At 40.8% G+C, this 18,989-nt stretch carries 20 protein-coding genes; 9 read left to right on the forward strand and 11 right to left on the reverse strand.

Features of this window, described 5'->3' with window-relative positions:
- Positions 1-34 precede the first annotated feature (34 nt).
- From ACM0OW_RS03410 to ACM0OW_RS03435, 6 genes are all read right to left on the reverse strand, one after another.
- Positions 35-556 (reverse strand): protein jag, encoded by a 522-nt coding sequence (locus tag ACM0OW_RS03410; RefSeq protein WP_414548629.1) that lies wholly within the window; start codon positions 554-556, stop codon positions 35-37.
- Positions 556-1,698, reverse strand: a complete 1,143-nt coding sequence (gene yidC / locus ACM0OW_RS03415; RefSeq protein ID WP_414548630.1) for a membrane protein insertase YidC — start codon at positions 1,696-1,698, stop codon at positions 556-558. Before yidC ends, ACM0OW_RS03410 begins: the two co-directional genes overlap by 1 nt.
- 255 nt (positions 1,699-1,953) lie before the next feature.
- Positions 1,954-2,346 (reverse strand): PH domain-containing protein, encoded by a 393-nt coding sequence (locus ACM0OW_RS03420; RefSeq protein ID WP_414548631.1) that lies wholly within the window; start codon positions 2,344-2,346, stop codon positions 1,954-1,956.
- Positions 2,333-2,737: a ribonuclease P protein component gene (gene rnpA / locus ACM0OW_RS03425; RefSeq protein ID WP_414548632.1), complete on the reverse strand. Its 405-nt coding sequence runs from the start codon at positions 2,735-2,737 to the stop codon at positions 2,333-2,335. Before rnpA ends, ACM0OW_RS03420 begins: the two co-directional genes overlap by 14 nt.
- Before the next feature lie 25 nt (positions 2,738-2,762).
- The gene (rpmH, locus tag ACM0OW_RS03430) at positions 2,763-2,897 is read right to left on the reverse strand and encodes a 50S ribosomal protein L34 (protein WP_089091234.1); all 135 of its coding nucleotides are present in this window, start codon (positions 2,895-2,897) and stop codon (positions 2,763-2,765) included.
- Between the two features lie 151 nt (positions 2,898-3,048).
- The gene (locus ACM0OW_RS03435) at positions 3,049-3,600 is read right to left on the reverse strand and encodes a DUF2808 domain-containing protein (RefSeq protein WP_414548633.1); all 552 of its coding nucleotides are present in this window, start codon (positions 3,598-3,600) and stop codon (positions 3,049-3,051) included.
- Positions 3,601-4,119: 519 nt separating this feature from the next.
- On the opposite strand from ACM0OW_RS03435, the gene ACM0OW_RS03440 reads away from it, so the two are divergent.
- The 5 genes from ACM0OW_RS03440 to ACM0OW_RS03460 all read left to right on the forward strand — a co-directional run bounded on the left by ACM0OW_RS03440 (position 4,120) and on the right by ACM0OW_RS03460 (position 9,244).
- Positions 4,120-4,299 (forward strand): hypothetical protein, encoded by a 180-nt coding sequence (locus tag ACM0OW_RS03440; protein WP_414548634.1) that lies wholly within the window; start codon positions 4,120-4,122, stop codon positions 4,297-4,299.
- Positions 4,296-5,465, forward strand: coding sequence for a Re/Si-specific NAD(P)(+) transhydrogenase subunit alpha (locus ACM0OW_RS03445; RefSeq protein WP_414548635.1), 1,170 nt, complete (start codon positions 4,296-4,298; stop codon positions 5,463-5,465). The genes ACM0OW_RS03440 and ACM0OW_RS03445 overlap by 4 nt, the downstream gene beginning before the upstream one ends.
- A 71-nt stretch (positions 5,466-5,536) precedes the next feature.
- Positions 5,537-5,830, forward strand: a complete 294-nt coding sequence (locus ACM0OW_RS03450) for an NAD(P) transhydrogenase subunit alpha (RefSeq protein ID WP_414548636.1) — start codon at positions 5,537-5,539, stop codon at positions 5,828-5,830.
- A complete protein-coding gene (locus ACM0OW_RS03455) occupies positions 5,827-7,233 on the forward strand; it encodes an NAD(P)(+) transhydrogenase (Re/Si-specific) subunit beta (protein WP_414548637.1) in 1,407 nt (468 codons plus the stop codon). Before ACM0OW_RS03450 ends, ACM0OW_RS03455 begins: the two co-directional genes overlap by 4 nt.
- A gap of 253 nt (positions 7,234-7,486) precedes the next feature.
- The gene (locus tag ACM0OW_RS03460) at positions 7,487-9,244 is read left to right on the forward strand and encodes a pentapeptide repeat-containing protein (RefSeq protein WP_414548638.1); all 1,758 of its coding nucleotides are present in this window, start codon (positions 7,487-7,489) and stop codon (positions 9,242-9,244) included.
- A 485-nt stretch (positions 9,245-9,729) separates the two neighbouring features.
- On the opposite strand, the gene ACM0OW_RS03465 is transcribed toward ACM0OW_RS03460, so the two are convergent.
- The 3 genes from ACM0OW_RS03465 to petN form a co-directional block, all read right to left on the reverse strand.
- Positions 9,730-12,783, reverse strand: a complete 3,054-nt coding sequence (locus ACM0OW_RS03465) for a GAF domain-containing protein (protein ID WP_414548639.1) — start codon at positions 12,781-12,783, stop codon at positions 9,730-9,732.
- A gap of 219 nt (positions 12,784-13,002) precedes the next feature.
- Entirely contained in the window at positions 13,003-13,164 is a 162-nt protein-coding gene (locus tag ACM0OW_RS03470) for a hypothetical protein (protein WP_323213627.1), read from the reverse strand.
- A gap of 7 nt (positions 13,165-13,171) precedes the next feature.
- Positions 13,172-13,261 carry a cytochrome b6-f complex subunit PetN gene (petN, locus tag ACM0OW_RS03475; protein ID WP_006195543.1) on the reverse strand — a complete coding sequence of 30 codons (90 nt, stop codon included), beginning with the start codon at positions 13,259-13,261 and terminating at the stop codon, positions 13,172-13,174.
- 466 nt (positions 13,262-13,727) lie between these two features.
- On the opposite strand from petN, the gene ACM0OW_RS03480 reads away from it, so the two are divergent.
- From ACM0OW_RS03480 to ACM0OW_RS03490, 3 genes are read left to right on the forward strand one after another with little or no spacing between them, the layout of a single operon-like run.
- Positions 13,728-14,186, forward strand: coding sequence for a hypothetical protein (locus tag ACM0OW_RS03480; protein ID WP_414548835.1), 459 nt, complete (start codon positions 13,728-13,730; stop codon positions 14,184-14,186).
- Positions 14,187-14,228: 42 nt separating this feature from the next.
- On the forward strand, positions 14,229-15,611 hold the full coding sequence (locus ACM0OW_RS03485) for a cytochrome P450 (protein ID WP_414548640.1): 1,383 nt from the start codon (positions 14,229-14,231) through the stop codon (positions 15,609-15,611).
- Positions 15,612-15,669: 58 nt separating this feature from the next.
- The gene (locus ACM0OW_RS03490; RefSeq protein ID WP_414548641.1) at positions 15,670-16,842 is read left to right on the forward strand and encodes a pyridoxal phosphate-dependent aminotransferase; all 1,173 of its coding nucleotides are present in this window, start codon (positions 15,670-15,672) and stop codon (positions 16,840-16,842) included.
- Between the two features lie 146 nt (positions 16,843-16,988).
- On the opposite strand, the gene ACM0OW_RS03495 is transcribed toward ACM0OW_RS03490, so the two are convergent.
- Positions 16,989-17,663, reverse strand: a complete 675-nt coding sequence (locus ACM0OW_RS03495; protein ID WP_414548642.1) for an SDR family oxidoreductase — start codon at positions 17,661-17,663, stop codon at positions 16,989-16,991.
- A 95-nt stretch (positions 17,664-17,758) separates the two neighbouring features.
- Between ACM0OW_RS03495 and ACM0OW_RS03500 the strand changes: the two genes are divergently transcribed.
- Positions 17,759-17,920: a hypothetical protein gene (locus ACM0OW_RS03500; RefSeq protein WP_414548643.1), complete on the forward strand. Its 162-nt coding sequence runs from the start codon at positions 17,759-17,761 to the stop codon at positions 17,918-17,920.
- 48 nt (positions 17,921-17,968) lie between these two features.
- Here the strand turns inward: ACM0OW_RS03500 and ACM0OW_RS03505 are convergent, their stop codons facing one another.
- A complete protein-coding gene (locus ACM0OW_RS03505) occupies positions 17,969-18,988 on the reverse strand; it encodes a DUF262 domain-containing protein (protein WP_414548644.1) in 1,020 nt (339 codons plus the stop codon).
- Position 18,989 lies beyond the last annotated feature (1 nt).

Raw genomic sequence — 18,989 nt, forward strand, 5'->3', positions numbered from 1 at the left:
TATTTCTTCTCAATGAAAACTGCTGTAACTACTATTATTCAACCGCCGTTGCTGGACAAACCACCAAATTACGGTGTGGCTCTCTACCACGGCTGAAAGTTTGCAAATCTGCAAATTCTTTCAATAAAGAGTGGATTTGCCGCCTTTCTGCTGCACTCAGAGATTTTAGTTCTACTTCTCCACCAGAAGCCCGGACTTCATTAACTGCGGCTTCTGCCATTGCGTGAATTTCTGCTTGTCTTTTGACACGGTAGCCATTCAACTCAATGGTATAAAAGGCTTGTTCTGCTTCGGGTAAGCCAAGGTTTAGTACAGAATTAGCTAAATACTGAATCGAATCAATAACCGAACCATCAGCGCCAATTAACACGCGAATTTGTTCGGTTGTTAAATTAGTTTGGTCAATGGTTAACCAATAGCTATCTAATTCTGGGGAATCGCCAAATTGAGGCGGGTCAACTTCTAAATTACCCTTAATTTCGGCAGGTGTTCCTGTTAGTTGCAGCAGGGTTGTTAACCACTGCTGCCCTCTTTGCATTGGACTTTCCAGCATCATCAACCTGTAGTCTTTTTCTTAGAACTCTTTGGCTCAAATGGTAAAGTTCTTTGTTCTGCTGCTGTTTCTTTCTCTTGGGTGGCGACGATTTCTTGTAGTCCCTCTGGTAGAGGTTCACGCGAGAGAATATAAGTTTGAGCAGTTTGGAAAATATTACCAATTACCATATACATCAACACCCCAGCCGGTAGGGGGAAGAACAAAAACATCCCAGAAAATATAACTGGTGTGATTTTATTAACTGTATCTTGTTGTGGATTACCTCCACTGGAATTCTGCCCGGAAATCATTTGGCTGACATAAAGACTCACCCCGAAAAACAGGATCATGGAGACGATATCCCAATTAATCTGTCCGTCAGGATTTTGAGCGCCAACCCTACCTAAAGCTTGAATGAATAAAAATCCTTTTTCTGCTGCTAGTCCAGGAATTGAGCCTTGAATTGTCACATCTCCTGGTTCTAAGGCTTCTATATTGCCTTCAGCATCTATTTTTACCCTCTCTTCCCCTTTAGTAATTTTCCATTCAGGAACTAGGTTACTTTCGGGATGTTCTGCTAACAGCGCCTGAAATGGTTTGCCTTCAACAGTCTGATATTGCAGCTTAGTTTTTTCTCCTACGGCTAATTTGTTACCAGCAGGCAGAATAGCTGTGACACGAGTACGTTCCCCATCAGCAATGTAGATGTTTTGGGGAGCAGTCGCAAAAGCTTGGGGTTGAATGCGTTCAATTTGTTCGGAGGGAAAAATTTGCAGGTTAACGCTATAGTTTGCACCAGCAAAAGGTGAACCCCGCAATGTGGCAAACAGCGCTAATAATACTGGCATTTGCAGTACAAGGGGCAGACATCCAGCCAATGGGTTGCCAAATTCTTTTTGGACATTGACCATTTCCTCTTGCTGCTTTTGCGGATTATCCTTGTGCCGCTCTTTAATTTCTGCCATCCGCTTCTGCATCAGAGGTTGTACAATTCGCATTTTCCGCATATTACGAATTGAACCAGCACTCAGGGGATAGAGCGCGAAGCGGATTATCAATGTCAAGGCAACGATCGCCAATCCGTAACTAGGCACAATTCCATAGAAAAAGTCTATGATTGGCAGCATCACGTTGTTTGAAAGAAACCCGATACCAAAATCCATTATTCTGAATTTAACCTGAGCTACTGTAAACTGAACTGAATCTAATTTATCTAAATCATGATTCCTATATAACTATCCTACGCTACGGATAGCCGCACATTCCAAAATTTTGGGAATGGTTAATCAGTAGGGAGTTGGAAGTTGTATGTTTTATTGTGAGCAAATTTAACTTCGCTACTTCCAACTATTTTGTACAGACGCGATCAATACAGATAAATACAGACGCGATGAATCGCGTCTCTACAATTTTATTCCCTATGATTTTTTAGCCCCGCTATAGAGGGGATTTTTAGCTGTAACTCTTTCGTTGATGTAGTCATAAGTTTCGCGGAAATTGGGAACAGCCCGCATTTCTAGGCGACTACCATTTCTCAGGGTTAGTACCATATCTCCCCAAAAGCCAATGCCACGGGGAACTTTGACGATTTTAACCACTTCTGAATAGATAATATCAGTGCGATCGCGTCCTCTCCAACCTCCCGTCACCGAAATTCGGCGGTCGGTGATGCGGTAGCGTAGCCATAAAGCCCTTACGATGGCTCCAACTGCCAATGGTAGCCCCACAACAGTTAGTCCAATCAACGAATTGAGAATTAAGTCCCCAATGTGGGGGCCACCTTCATAATAAACTTCTTCACGAATGCCCATCAAATACCTCAGCTTTTACCAACAACTGCTCTAATTCTTGCAGAAATTGTTGGCTTACGCACTTAGATTCTGCTGCTGTTGGTTTAACAACGATGACTACCCGCCAGCCTGGGGACAATTTTGGCAATAAATCATGCAAAGCCGCCGTAATTTGGCGTTTGATTCGATTACGAATTACTGCTCTTTTGCTGACTTTGGTGCTAATAGAAACGCCAAATTGTGTGCTGGATAGGGGTTTGTCACTGGTAGCAGTATCCAAGGAAGGCTTTTTTGAACTTGAAGGTCGTAAAGCTCTCAAGATGAAATGAGAACTGTGACGACGAATTCCTTCCCGGAAAACTGCCTGGAAATCTTTTCGAGATTTTAATCTATTTGCTTTGGGCAAAGCCACATCTGTTCTTTGTGCTGGAAATTTCCTAAACGCTCAGACGATGACGACCTCTTTTTCTCCTCGCCCGGATCACGTTTCTTCCGGTTGGTGTCTGCATTCTGGCACGAAAACCAGAGGTTCTTTTTCTCTTACGGCAAGTGCCGCCCAGGGTTCTCTTCATACCGTTCTCCTCTTAGGCGATTTTTATAAAAAGTTACAATCCATAACTATATCACTTCAAGAGCCAAAAATCATAAATAATTGCTTAAAATGTGGTCAACGGTTAATGGTGCTGGTAAGTTACCAATTAACAACTGACCACTGACAAATGTTTAATTTATACTCACAAGCCAGGTTCCCACATAACGCAGTAGTGGGACATCCCCAGGAGAAAGAATCTGGCAGTTAAAATGATACATTCCTCCAAAACGCGAAGTTCGCATATCAGATACCACTAACTCCACCTCTCGTCCTGCTGGGACTGGCTCTTCGGGGAAAATTTCCAGTAGGCGAGCTTCTTTGTTCCACTTCACTTCAGTCAGAGGAACTTTTTTGCCTCCAACTTTGACCTCAATCTTTTCGGGATTGAAAGTTCCTTTGAAATAATCTGGATAGCTAACGGCAAACTGAGCTGCTGCTAAATTCATTTTTTTGGCTGGTATTCTCAGTCTGACTCGATCCCAGCTATTAGCATTACCACCAAAATCGAATCTGTAGGGTAGCCGACTTTCGCTTTTGACACCGCCAAATAATATAAGTCCCTCTGAACTTTGCGCTTCATTTACCACTACAAAACCAGCCAGCAAAGAGCTAGTCAAGGCTAAAGCCGAAAGCAGTCTCAGAGGCAATTTGCCCTTAGAACCTGGAAATCGTAAATTTTGCATAGTATAGGCCTCCACCACCAGAAAATAGGTTTGTTACTAAATAAATAACCAAAATTTAGTCGTTGTGACTAAACTGTACTACTGACCCCCTGGCAATTGACGTTAAATTTAAGAAAGAAGTGCCTTCATCTCTATAAGCTCAAGTACCAGAATAATTATTAGGTAATAATTTTAACTTTTGCTTACGTAGACATTTTGACCACCAAATTGGTAAGATTTACACTAAATGAAAATCCAGTTGAGATTTGATTCTGTTTATAAATATGTATAAATGTATCTTAATATAAACCTTTTGTGATAAAAATTGATCTGTATATTCAGCGATCGCCTATGAACTTGGGATAGATTGATGAAAATGGGCTGTAATTAAAGCACTAATCATCCAGAAATAACTGAAAAAATTATCAAGATTCAAAAATATTAGCCAGGAATCCTAAAACAACCTAAAGACAAAGATGCAAATTTGGTAATCAACTTAGGATTTGCAATATGTGAACCTATTTGTAACTATCAGCAAGTGTGACATCTGCAAGGGTCAAAGTGTGGCGGAAACTGGAGAATCAAGATATTCAAGGAAAAATTATCGGTTCAATCTCTCAAAACAAGCCATCGCAGACAGTTACTGCCCTCAAGGTTGAGTCAGGGGAAAATGACCGATTCCCCAAACAAAGAGGTATTTATCTCCAGGAGATTTCATGAAAATAGCGGTTGCTAAAGAAATTGAAGTTTGTGAACGACGTGTAGCATTAAACCCTGACACCGTAGCCAAATTAATCAAACAAGGTTTGGAAGTATCGGTGGAAACAGGTGCGGGAGAGCGCTCTTATTTTAGCGATTCTGCCTACGAAGCAGCAGGAGCGACAATTGTCAGTGATACTGCTAAATTATGGGGCGAAGCAGATATTTTATTAAAAGTTAGCCCACCGCAAGAGCGAGAAAATGGTGGTTCAGAAGTGGAATTACTCAAGGAAGGGGCTGTATTAATCAGCTTCCTGAATCCTTTGGCAAATCCCGCAGTAGCGCAAGAACTGGCAAATCGCCAAATTACAGCCTTTAGTATAGAGATGATCCCCCGTACTACTAGGGCGCAAAGTATGGATGCTTTGTCTTCCCAAGCGTCACTAGCTGGTTATAAGGCTGTATTAATCGCCGCAGCTGCATTACCAAAGTATTTCCCCATGCTGACAACAGCCGCCGGCACGATCGCCCCAGCGAAAGTATTTATTATGGGTGCTGGTGTAGCTGGATTGCAAGCGATCGCCACAGCCAGACGCTTGGGTGCGGTAGTAGAAGCCTTTGATATTCGTCCCGCCGTTAAAGAAGAAGTGCAAAGTCTGGGGGCTAAATTCGTCGAAGTCAAACTCGAAGAAGAAACCACCGCAGCTGGTGGCTACGCCAAAGAAATTTCTGAAGCTAGTAAACAACGAACTCAGGAAGTTGTCGCCGAACACGTAAAAAATGCCGATGTCGTAATTACCACCGCCCAAGTACCAGGGAGAAAAGCACCACGGCTCGTTACAGAAGAAATGGTGGCACAAATGAAACCCGGTTCGGTGATTGTCGATTTAGCGGCTGATCAGGGTGGTAACTGCGCCTGCACGGAAGCAGGTAAAGATATTGTTTGGAATGGCGTAACCATTATTGGCCCGATTAATTTGCCTTCATCAATGCCAATTCACGCTAGCCAGTTATATTCTAAGAACCTAACATCCTTAGTGCAATTATTAGTCAAGGACAAAGCTTTACAGATAGACTTTGCTGACGACATCGTAAATGCAGCTTGTATTACCCACGCTGGGGAAATTCGTAATCAACGGGTGCGGGATGCTTTACAGGCTTTGAGTACTCAGATTGGCACACATTAATTAACCGCCAATAAACACCGATAAAAGTTTATCTGTGTCGATGGGCGGTGATCAACAGGAGATTTTATTTCATGACAGAGGCATTACTTGCTGCTTTGTTTGTGTTTGTTCTGGCATCTTTTATTGGCTTTGAAGTCATCAACAAAATCCCACCGACTTTACACACGCCTTTAATGTCCGGCTCAAATGCAATTTCTGGGATTGCGGTATTAGGGGCGATTGTGGCTGCTGGTGCTAAAGATACCAGCATCTCAGTGATTCTCGGTTTAATTGCTGTGGTACTGGCGACAATTAACGTCGTCGGTGGTTTTCTCGTCACAGATCGGATGTTGCAAATGTTCAAAAAAAAGGAAGTTAAGGCGTGAGCGATTTTCTACCAACTGGGATTCAGCTGACGTACTTAGTCGCTGCATCGTTATTTATTCTGGGTTTGAAAAAACTCGGTTCTCCAGCTACAGCGCGGAATGGTAACGTTGTCGCGGCTGTGGGTATGTTGCTGGCGATTGTCGCCACACTCTTAGATCAGCAGGTGTTGAACTACCAGATGATTTTGGTGGGCTTGGCGATTGGTAGCGGAATTGGTGCGATCGCCGCTTACAAAGTCCAAATGACAGAAATGCCCCAAATGGTGGGTTTACTCAATGGTTTAGGTGGTGCAGCTTCCGCACTCATCGCCGTTGCTGAATTTTGGCGGTTAATCGCAGCATCTGAACCCATCCCTCTAGATGTGAACATTTCCATTTTGCTGGACGTGTTAATCGGTGGTGTCACCTTAACCGGTAGTTTTGTCGCCTTTGCCAAATTACAAGGTTTAATCAGTGGTTCACCGATTAAATTACCTTTCCAGCAACCATTTAACCTCTTACTGCTAGTTGGTTATATAGTAGGCAGTGCCTATTTAATCATCACACCCGACAGCTTACCCATATTCTTCGGAGTCGTGGGAGTTTCTTTAGTATTGGGTGTCATGTTCGTTCTCCCTATTGGTGGAGGCGATATGCCTGTGGTAATTTCGCTGTTAAACTCCCTATCTGGGATAGCAGCAGCCGCAGCTGGTTTCGTGGTCATGAACAATATGTTGATTATCGCTGGCGCACTGGTGGGGGCTTCTGGCTTAATTCTCACCCAGATTATGTGTAAGGCGATGAATCGTTCTCTATTCAGCGTGCTGTTTGGTGCGTTTGGTGGGGCGGTTGCTGGTGGTGCTACAGGTGCTACAGGTGCTACAGGCGATCAAACTGTTCGCAGCATCGATGCTGAAGAAGGCGCGATGATGTTGGGTTATGCCCGTAGCGTTGTAATTGTCCCTGGTTATGGGATGGCTGTTGCCCAAGCACAGCACACTGTGCGGGAATTGGCAGATCAGTTAGAACGCATGGGTGTTGATGTTAAGTATGCCATTCACCCTGTAGCTGGAAGAATGCCAGGACACATGAATGTGTTATTGGCTGAGGCTAATGTGGCTTATACGCAGTTATACGACATGGATGACATCAATCCTCAATTAGAAGCTGCGGATGTGGCTTTGGTAATTGGGGCTAATGATGTAGTAAATCCGGCAGCACGTAGTGATGTAAATAGTCCAATTTATGGTATGCCGATTTTGGAAGTAGATCGGGCGAAGCAGACAATTGTGATTAAGCGCGGGATGAGTACAGGTTTTGCCGGTGTAGATAATGAATTATTCTACAAAGAAAAAACTACAATGCTTTTTGGTGGCGCAAAGGATATGGTTTCTAAGTTGGTTTCAGAAGTGAAGCAGCTTTAACCTTCGCGTAACGCATACCACCAAGGCACAAAGGGCGCGAAGGGACAAAAGAATTTAGTATCCCCTCAATATTTGGGGGTGTGATGCTGCTGCAAACACCGAGAGACTTAGATCCCCGACTTCTTGAAGAAGTCGGGGATCTTTATGTTAGTCACTTATTTAAGTTTCCTATATAAGTGTTAGTTGTTAGTGTGGGTTTTAAATTGGGTAATTTATAGATATAGGCATTCGATATACAGTTGGTGATAAATTAATGAATATTTCTGACCCTGAACTTAATTTAGAATCTTTGGCAGCACGGATTGCCAAATTAGAGATTGAAGAGGATAACCGTAAAAAAAACATTGCTTGGTTAAAACAGTACTTTGATAAATTGAAACAAGCATTTCAGCGCCGACCTGAAATACAGCAAGTTGAATTGATACAACAAGAAATTGCACTTTTAAATGTCCAATTTGCTGAGTTAAAAAAATCCTTTAAGGCATCAGCAAATTTGCCTAAAACTGTGGATAATACTGACTCCGCAATTGAGTCAGGGAATTTTGATGATGCTGAAGTTGTTAAGCACTTTTTTGAAAGAGTTGAACAGCAAAAAAGTCAACCAAGTTTGGTGGTAGCAGTTGCTGATGATAAAAATGATGATATTACAGTGTTTGAACAAGAATTTGTCACATCACTTACTGAAAAAGAGGTAGAAAATAATACTGATTTCGCGAATTTAGAATTTCAGCTTGAGAGAATGATGTGGTTAGTTAACAGAATTTACGCATCAGAATCAGAAAGTCTGGATATACCTATTCATGCTAAAGAATTTTTGCGGCGTTATGAAGCTGGAGAACGAGACTTTAGTCATTTGAATTTAACCGGAATCAATTTGAGTGGGAAAACTCTGAGAAATATTAATTTAAGTCAAGCTAACCTAAAAAATGCCAATCTTAGTAGTATTTGCATTATTTCGGGAAATTTAAGTGCTGCAAATCTTGAGTATGCAGATATTAGTAAAGCCAGTTTACTTGATACAAAATTGAAGCAAGCAAATTTTGATCATGCCAATCTTTATAAAATCACATTCACTTCCATAAGTCTAGAAAAAATCTCACTCAGAAAAGCTAACCTTGTTGGAGCCTATCTTGATAACATTAACTTGAGTGGAGCTAACTTAAGTGGAGCTAACTTAAGTAGTTTAAATTTGCGAAAACTTAATTTAAGCGGAGCAAATTTGAGTAATGCTAATCTTAGTAGTGCTAACTTATTGGAAACCAATCTTGAAGGTGCAAATCTTCAGGAAGCGGATTTGCAAACAGCCATTTACAATGAAAGTACTATTTTTCCCCAAGATTTTATTCCTACTGAATCAGGGGCTTATTTAATTGCTCCAGGTGCATCATTGGCAAATGCTAACTTAGCAGGTGCTGATTTAAGTCGGGTTAATTTAACAGGGGCTAATCTACAATCGGCTAACCTCTATTCGGCAAGATTAGATGGTACAAATTTAAGTCAGGCTAACTTGAGCAATGCAAATTTAACCAAAGCAAATTTAAGTAATACAAAACTTATTCAGGCTAAGATATCAGGGGCAAACTTGAATCAAGTGAATTTAACTGGTGCTAATCTTACTGCTGCTATACTGACAAATGCAGAACTAATGTTATCAAATTTAAGTGGAACTAACCTCACTGCGGCTGTATTAAGTGGGGCTAGTTTGACAAACGCAACATTATCTTATGTCAACTGTAGTGGTGCTGATTTAAGTAGAGTAAATTTTATTGGTGTGAGTCTTCACGGTAATTTCAGTGGTGCAAATTTTCACGAAGCCAACCTCTGTGGAATATCCCTTCAGAATCTCAACCTAGCGGGAGCCAATTTCACTGCGGCTGACTTACGTGGTGCAAATTTGAGCAGTTCCGAACTAGAAAAAGTCAACTTAAAAGACGCGAATATCAGTGGGGCTAACTTAGAAGGAGCGACTCTAGCTGGTGCTATTATGCCAGATGGTACAATTCATGATTAGATTTGAACCATAGCAAAGTGCTGAGTGCTGAGTCAAAACCAGGTAGGGGTGGGTTTACAGATATGCTCAATTACTAATAAGAATTTTAATAAACCCGCCCCTACATCATTGGCAGCGTTGGGTTGCGCTGCGCTTAACCCAACCTACGTTTAGACTTTGAAAACACGCCCTAACGTCCCGCTTCTCTACGAGACGCTACACGAACGCCGCAGGGCTAACACTCAGCACTCGGTGTCCGGGCGGGTTTACTAAGGATTTTGACGCTGACTTTTCACGGTAAGTCCTCAAGCAAAGGAAGTACGTTACTTTTTTCACAGGCTTTTTATCAATAGCTTAAAACTAATGATAATAGCCAACGAAAAAATCAGGGCTTGAGAAAACGTTAAAATCGCCTTTTCCACATCTCGTGAAAAGTCAGATTTTGACGAACCACAGACTGACTGCTTAAACCCGCCCCTACCAACTCAGCACTTTTTTATCCCTGATTATTTTATGGGAATTTCTAAGCAAAACTCACAACCATTACCAGATTCAGAAACGCATTCAATTTTACCACCGTGTTTTTCGACAATAATTTGATAACTAATAGATAAACCTAAACCAGTACCTTTTCCCGGTTCTTTAGTGGTAAAGAAAGGTTCAAAAATGCGCGATCGCAGATTCTCAGGAACACCACAACCATTATCAAAAATCCGAATTGAAATTCTATTTTGGGCTATGACTTCAGTACAAATAGAAATTTTAGGCTGTGCAGTTATTATTCCATCTGCTACAGACTGTTCCAAAGCATCAATAGCATTATTAATGATATTCATAAATACCTGATTCATTTGGGCTGCATAACAGAGGACTGGAGGCAAATCACCATATTCCTTAACTACCTCAATGGAGAAAGAATCTCCATGTGGTTGCAGGCGATGCTTTAAAATAGATAGAGTGCTATCGATACCTTCATGAAGGTCAACATACTTCATTCCAGATTCATCCAGCCGAGAAAAATTTCTTAAGGACAGAACTAGTTGAGAAATACGATTTGCTCCCATGCTGATGGAAGCCAGAATTCTTGGCAAGTCATCAACAATAAAATCTAAATCTAATTCGGCTGCTTGTGCTTCAATTTCTGCTACTGCTTGAGGATATTTTTGCTGGTAAAAATCCAAAAATTTCAATAAATTTTCTGTGTGTTCGTGAAGATGAGAAATATTCCCGTAAATGAAGGTAATTGGGTTATTAATTTCATGTGCTATTCCGGCAACTAACTGACCCAAGCCTGCCATTTTCTCGCTTTGAATTAATCGGCTTTGAGCTTTTTGCAATTCCTTCAGAGTCTGTGCGAGTTCTTCTTTTTGCCTTTGCGTCTGTTCCAGTAATTCTGCTTGCTGAATACCTACGCCTAATTGAGTGCCAATCTGGACTAGCAAATCTATCTCATCCTCTTGCCAGTTGCGAGGTTCAATATTATTGTATGCAGCTAGTAAACCCCAAAGTTGCTCACCTTGAAAAATTGACACTATCATCAAGGCCCTAGCTAAAATTGGCGTGGTGAGGGGAATATAACTTTGAGTATTATTGATATGATAAATATCTGGAATCACCAAAATTTTACCATCAGCAAAATCTGACCCTTGAGTTGATTGCAAATATTCATCTGCAATCATCGGTAAAAGTTCTTGTACGGATGTCAAACTTGGAGATAAGGATTCAGCCACAAATTCGCCACTCCAATCAGAATTGAAGCGATAAATTGTGACTCTATCAACTTCTAATAGCCGTTGGACTTCTTGAGTAGTAGCTTTAAAAATGGTGTCGATATCCAGAGACTGACGAATCTTTTCCACAGTTACAGCTAAGGTTTTTTCTCTTTGTGCTGCTTTGCGTTCTCTTTTAGCCGCTTGAGAAAGTTTTTGGGCTTGGTTTTTCACCTGCTGTAAAGATTCGGCCTGCTGTAATGCTACCCCCAGTTGAATACCAACCTGTGTCAGCAAATTTATTTCTTCTTCTTGCCAATAACGGGGCTGGGAGTTTTGATAAGCTACTAACAATCCCCAGAGTTTTTCCCCTTGAGCAATTATTGGCACAAATACTTCATTCCGTGCGTATTTATTCCCTTGTATATCTAAGGACAGAACATTTTCTGTTATGGGTTGTGGCTTAACCACTGGTGTCCGACCATCAACAATGGAATCAGCAACAAATTCACCATTCCAGTCCGAGTCAAAACGATAAATTGCAACTCTTTCTACTTTTAATAGTTGTAATACTTCTTGAGTCGTGGTTTTAAAAATAGTATCAATATCTAGAGATTGACGAATTTTTTCTATAGTGTTCGCTAGGGCTTTTTGCCTTTTTGCAGCTTTGCTGATTTCTGCTGCTTGGGTTTGCATTTGTTGCAAAAATTCTGCTTGCTGCAAAGCTACACCTAATTGAGTGCCTACTTGAGTGAGTAAATAGACTTCATCTTCTTGCCAAACACGACTGCCTGTGTTTTGGTATACTGCTAACAAGCCCCAGAGTGTTTGACTTTGGTAAATAGCGATGATTACATAAGCTTTGGCCTGATATGTCTCTAAAACTTCTAAGTAACACTCACTAAAATCTGCATTGTAAATATCATTACAAATACGATAGACTTCACCTCTAGTAAAGCGACCACCGGCTGTATCTTGCAAGTAAGTATCTATTTCGGGAATTTTCGCTAAATCTTTAACAGTACATTCGCTAATATTTTCACGTAATTTTGTTTGTTGTGATTGCTGACCAACGAGAGAAGTCCAGCCATCTCCCACAGATTCAAAGGCAAATTCACCACTCCAATCTGGATTGAAGCGATAGATAGCTACACGGTCAGCATTCAACAACTGACGCAGTTCGGCGGTACTGGTGTGAAAAATTATTTCTATGTCAAGAGTTTGACGGATTTTTTCTATAGTTATGGCTATGGTTTTTTGCCATTCTGCGGCTTTTTCTCTGGCTTTTGCTTCTGCTAGTTGTGTCGATTTAATTTTTACCTGTTCTAAGTAGTCTGCTTGCTGCAAAGCTACTCCCAGATGTTCGGCAATTAGTTGCACAAACTCAATTTCCGATGTATTCCATTGGCGAGGACCACTACACTGATGAATACACAATAATCCCCATAAATCTTTGCCCTTCATCAAAGGCGAAGCTATATTGGCACGGACTTGAAACGCTTCTAACATCTGGATATGGCATTCACTCATATCGGCTTGATAGATATCAGCTATGACGTTAATTCGCCCTTGCTGATACAGTCCAACAAACTCCCTAGCAAAGCAGTGGTCATGCAGTTGAGCTTTTAATGCCGAATTCCATTCTGCTGTGACATTTTCATAAATAAATTCTCCTTCCCATCCCAAGTTAGGATAAAAACGAAATACCCCTACCCGGTCAGTATTTAAAAGTTGGCGGACTTCTGTTACCGTGGTTTTAAAAATAGTGTCTATATCCAGAGACTCACGAATGCGGGAAATTACTCCAGATAGAGTTTTCTGCTTGTCGCTGTGAGATAGAGGGGATGTCATATCAGACTTGTTTGGTTATTGTCTAGGATTCAGTCTTATTGCTGGTCTCTGAGCAGGTTTATCGATATCCAGGGAGATTTTCAATATTGAAAGTTTTTTATCTTGTTGTAGAATTACCCTATTGAATAATAATTTAACATTAATTAATTTTTTTATACAACAATGTAGGGACACGATATGCTCATGTCCCTACGAAAAGAGTTTTCAAGTGTGAGTGAATTATCGCCGTTTGGGAGAACTGCGGCGGATTTCGCGTTTTTCGTCTTCTCGGCGACGGCGATCGCGCCAATCTGCTAGGGTTAAGTAACCAACACCACCTGTAACAGCTACGAGCAGTAATAAGGCTAATAAAGCCAAAATATTCAGGAATGGATTTTCCACGCTTCCCCTATAATCCGTTACGTCCCCAAACTACCATCGCAATCGACCAAGTGAACACAACCAAGAGCGATACCCAACCCAGTGTCAACGTTGCCATAGTCTTACTTTCTAAATAATTACAAAACGTCTCTAATACCTATGATAATGGGAAAGGGCTATTGATTCTGCAACGCTTTGGCTCAGGATCATGATGGGTTAAGCGATCGCTCACCCACGCTACTGGACTGACAAGCCTAAAATAGTGCATAAGCATAAATATTGTGGGATAAGCTTCTAGTCCCCCCAGAACAGGCAAGAGGCCTGTTCCATAAGAGAAACATAATGCATTATTTTAAGCATATAGGGCTTACGCATTGACAATAAATACCAAATATGTATAACACTAAAAAACACATATTGCGTAGGGGTTTAGCATTGCTAAACCCCTACAACACGGGTATATTTACTATCAACATAATCATTTTTCAAAGCCGGAAATTGGCTATTTTGGTAACTGCATACCATGATGAATTTGTACAGTGCGTAAGTCCTAGCATAGATCCAAGGTGAACAAAACTTCCGATATGCAATTAATGGCAGAACGCCTAGAATCTCTGAAGGCTGGAATAATTGGGAGTTTTACTCTGTATCTGGCTTTCCTGATGACCAATTTGGTAAATACTCTGGTGTTAGCAAGGTATTTTCCGACACTTGCAAGTCTGGAAAGAGAGATTAATTGGCATTGGTGGCTGAGTGGGGGAATTGCGGCTTTCTCTGGCTTGTTATTTGGTGTCACCTATCGCTATATCATCCGCACAGACCAAAATCCTCAACTCAAATCTGGTGGTGTACTGGCTTTTGGTTTAGTACGAGGCTTAACTCAAATAGATGGTGCTGATTTAGTTTTACCTGATTTTATCTTAGCTGGGGAGAGCGTTTTGTGGTTTGCAATTGGGGCGATCGCTCTCGATACCACAATTAAAATCGGCTGGCTCAAACCTTTTAAGTTGAGTCAAGGGAGTGATGAAGCTAGCAAAAATTAAAAGTTACACTGAAATAATCATAATTTCGGGAGCAAATACCTCATGTCAGCACCTAATAGTTTAAAAACTCCTGCTTTTCTCCAGCAGTTACAGTGGGTAGCCGATCCTGTAGGGTATATGGAAAAAGCCAGCCAACAATATCCTGATATTTTCACGGCTCAAGTCGTCGGTTTTGGTAATAACTTGGTATTTGTCAACCATCCCCAGGCGATGCAAGAAATTTTAACCAATGACCGCAAGAAGCTTTTCGCTGGTGGTAAAGAAAATAAAATTTTGCAGCCTTTATTAGGTGATTATTCCATGATCATGCTAGATGGCGATCGCCATAGAAAACGGCGACAATTGGTAATGCCATCTTTTCATGGCGATCGGATGCGAAGTTATGGTGAAATTATTAGTAAGATTACTGAAGAAGTCTGGAGTCAATTACCGACAAATAAATCTTTTCTGGCTCGTAATGTCACCCAAGATATCACCTTACAAGTGATGATACAGGCAGTTTTCGGCGTATACCAGGCAGAAATCAGCCAAAAACTCAAGAAACAACTAGAGCTAATGGCGAATATATTTCGCTCACCTTTGAGTTCTAGTATGCTATTTTTCTCGTCTCTGCAAAAGGATTTAGGCCCTTGGAGTCCCTGGGGTAAGTTTGTTAGGGATAGACAGGAACTTGATAATTTAATTTACACTGAAATTGCTGAACGTCGCCAGCAGAACTTGGAAAATCGGATTGATATCCTTTCGTTGCTGATGTCAGCAGAAGATGAATCTGGTCATCCCATGACAGATCAGGAGTTACGCGATGAGTTAATGACTCTGTTGTTTGCTGGATATGAAACCACAGCTACAGCACTGGCTTGGGGATTATATTTTATTCACAAACACCCGGAAGTTCGAGAAAAACTGGTGCAAGAACTGGACACCCTTGGTGATTCACCAGATCCTATGAGCATTTTCCGCTTACCTTATCTGACGGCTGTTTGTAATGAAACCTTGCGGATTCATCCTGTGGCCATGTTGACATTTCCCAGAATAGTCAAAGAACCTGTGGAAATTTCGGGTTATGCTCTCGACCCTGGTACGGTATTAGTTGGCTCTATGTATCTGACTCACCAGCGTGAAGATTTATATCCAGAACCCAAGCAATTCCGACCAGAGCGTTTTCTAGAACGTCAATTTTCTCCTTATGAGTTTATCCCATTTGGTGGTGGTGTGCGTCGCTGTGTAGGTGAAGCTTTGGCAGTATTTGAACTGAAGCTAGTCTTGGCAACAATACTCTCACGCTATGAACTCGCATTGACTGATGATCAACCAGAAGTCCCCCGCCGTCGAGGTGTTACCCTTGCGCCTGGCCGTGGTGTGAATATGATGATTACAGGTCAAAGGTTGGCTCAAAAATCTCCCCTGAGTATGGCAGCAAATTAGACTCACAAAAGGTGATAGGATTTTGACTGTCTTATTTTTATCCAAAATCTAATTTTATATGAAATCCCTAACCTCCCGTATGCAGGCGGTACAGTCGCCAATCATTCCTGTGGTTGGGGAATTAATTCAAAATTCTCCTGGCACTATTTCTTTAGGACAAGGTGTAGTTTCATACAACCCACCGCCAGAAGCCATTGAGCTTTTACCCCAATTTTTGGCGGAATCTTCTAATAATTTATATAAAGCTGTTGAGGGAATTTCCCCATTATTGGCAGCGCTGGCGGCAAAGTTACAAACTTTCAATGGGATTGCAATTAATCAAGATAACTGTATTGTGGTGACTGCGGGAAGCAATATGGCGTTTATGAATGCTATTTTGGCGATTACTTCCCCCGGTGACGAAATTATCCTGAATACGCCTTATTATTTCAATCATGAGATGGCGATCGCAATGGCGGGTTGTCGTGCAGTATTGGTAGCCACAGATGCCAATTATCAACTGCGTCCAGAGGCGATCGCCCAAGCAATTACCCCCAAAACACGAGCTATAGTTACAATATCCCCAAATAATCCCACAGGAGTTATTTATCCAGAAGCCGCATTACAACAGGTAAATCAAATCTGTGGAACTCATGGCATTTACCACATTAGCGATGAAGCCTATGAATATTTCACCTACAACGGCGTAAAACACATTTCACCAGGGGCTTTTAGTGGTAGTAGAGGTTACACCATTTCCCTGTATAGCCTTTCTAAAGCCTATGGTTTTGCCAGTTGGCGGATTGGCTATATGGTAATTCCGCAACACTTGTTTGTCGCCGTCAAAAAAATTCAAGATACGATTTTAATTTGTCCGCCCGTTGTTTCTCAGTATGCAGCGTTAGGAGCATTACAAGCTAAATCAGAGTATTTACAGGAAAGTATTGGTGCGATTGCCCAAGTCCGAGAAATAGTTATAGATGCCCTCAAACCCCTAGAAGGTTTATGTAGCATAGCCCCTGCCAATGGCGCGTTTTATTTCTTCCTCAAAGTTTATACTCAGATAGATGCCTTTGAATTAGTGAAAAGGTTAATTAAAGAACATCAAGTAGCAGTGATTCCTGGTACAACCTTCGGGATGAAAGACGGATGTTATCTGCGGGTTGCTTATGGTGCGCTGCAAAAAGATACCGCCAAAGAAGGTATAGAAAGATTAGTAAAAGGTTTAAAAACACTTAGCAGCGGCGATTAGAAATCGCGGCTACACAGACGAAACCCACCTGCGTGGGTTAATTTTTCGTTAGCTTAAACAGCAAGAAGCCTCTCACGAAAGAGCTGTTAGTCCGCGAAGGCGGACTTAGTTTGTATAGCCGCGACTTCTAGTCGCTGGAGCTAGTGTTAGAAACTAAACTCTACAAACTCTGGTTCCCCAGCTAACATATTTTTGTCTACTGCGGACAAAGTTTTATTGTGAGAACCCTGAGAATTTAGACATTTACAAACCAATTGCGCCACATCTGGGCGATGAATAGTGCCAATAATCCGGGGATCTTCGGTTAAAATCCCATTACCTGTTGCTGGTTCCGATTTTAAGCCGCCAGGACGAATGATTGTATAAGTCAGTCCACTAGCAATTAAATGTTGTTCCGCCTTATCCTTTTCCACCAACACAGGCCCCAGAGTTGCTAAAGCTTGGGGAGGTAAAGCACCAGCGCTATTACCAGTCCCAATAGAAGAAACCAAAATAAACCTTTGGACACCAGCTTTAACTGCGGCATCAATGAGATTTTTGTTACCGAGGAAATCAGCCCTAGCACCTTCTGAAGGTAAGCCGCCAATGGTACTAATAACTGTGTGGATAGGCTGGTCTGCAATTATTGCACCTTCAACATCGCCGACATTTAAAGCATCTCCCATTACAGGTTGAATGCCAATTGCTTCTAGTTCAGCAACAGCCGACTCATTTCTCAGGAGTGCTTTTACTTGAAGATTTTGCGCGGTTAAGCATTTGGCAATTTCTCTACCAACACCACGGCTTGCCCCTGCGAGAAAAATATAAGATGCACTTGTCATATTAATTGATTTGTGTGTTTTGATTTATTTTTTCAACTCAAAGAATTTTATCAGATATTCAGATATTAAGTAGGTAGGCGGAAAAATTTCAAGGTATGTCATTATTCACTCTGCAACGACTGTATCTGCGGGATGATGAGCGAGTCATCCGTCAACGTCAACAATGGTATCAGCTTTATCTAGATGGTGAAATTACTCTGACAGGATTAGAAGGTAAAGCTCCTCTAATTGCCCGTGCAATTAGAAAACAGCAGTAAGCGCTTCAGAATCAGAATATGATGTTATTTATATTAAGCATATTTAATTTACAATTTCCAAATTTCATAGTATGCTTTGCGAGCTATTGATTTACCTCGCTCTTTAATTTCTTCCTCAGTCCACTGAGTGGCGGTTAACAAATAGTTATCAAGCGGATAGTTTTTATTTTTTAAAATTTCAATTTTTTTCATAAAATCAAAATCTCTTAATTGTTCCCCATTAGTTATTTTATCTACTAGTATTAAATTTCCTATATTACCAACTATTTCTTCGTCTCCTGTTGATTGTGGTAGTAAGTGTTCAATACTGGCAGAAGTATAATCAACGGGTAGTCCATTGATATTTGGTCCTGTCAGATTTTCCAGTATATATTGGATAAGTTCTGGTGTAGTCAAATCTTTTCCACGAGTATTGAGAGTTTCAAAAATTAAATAAGCATCATCTTCATTATCCAATTGAATAAATACTAGTTTTAAAGAAAGAATTTTGTTTCTTGTATTTTTTAAAATCTCTATAATTTGATATTTTCGTTCTTGAAACAAATCACTAGAAGAGTCATGTATATCAAATTTAGGTATTTTTGAATAAAGTTGTCTATTGATTAATTCAAATGCTGATTTTAGATTTTGTTCTTCATTGCCAACTGTACATTTTATGTCTGCTTTTTTGAAGCTTTGTATATGGTCTTGAAAATAAGGAAAAGATGTCTCAGAATTTATCACATATTCATTTATGTTATCTATATTTGCTTTTTCAATATATTGATGTACTCCCCTAGCTAAGTTTTCATCTCCATAATCAAGGAAAGCATTTCTTATAGCAGCAAGCATTAATGTAATAGTTGTTAATCTTTGTTGTCCGTCAACTATTCCATAGTATGGTTTTTCTGTTTGATAAACAACCATTGATCCTATAAAATAATGTTCATAGTCTCTAATGACGACATCTTCCCAAAAATCCTCAACCTCTTCATCTGTCCATGAATAAGGACGTTGAAATCTGGGGATTTTAAAATATCCTAGAGCAAATATATCTCGAACTTCTTTATCATTAGCTTCAATTTTCATG

The sequence above is a fragment of the Anabaena sp. CCY 0017 genome, assembly GCF_963920885.1.
Taxonomy (GTDB): domain Bacteria; phylum Cyanobacteriota; class Cyanobacteriia; order Cyanobacteriales; family Nostocaceae; genus Nodularia.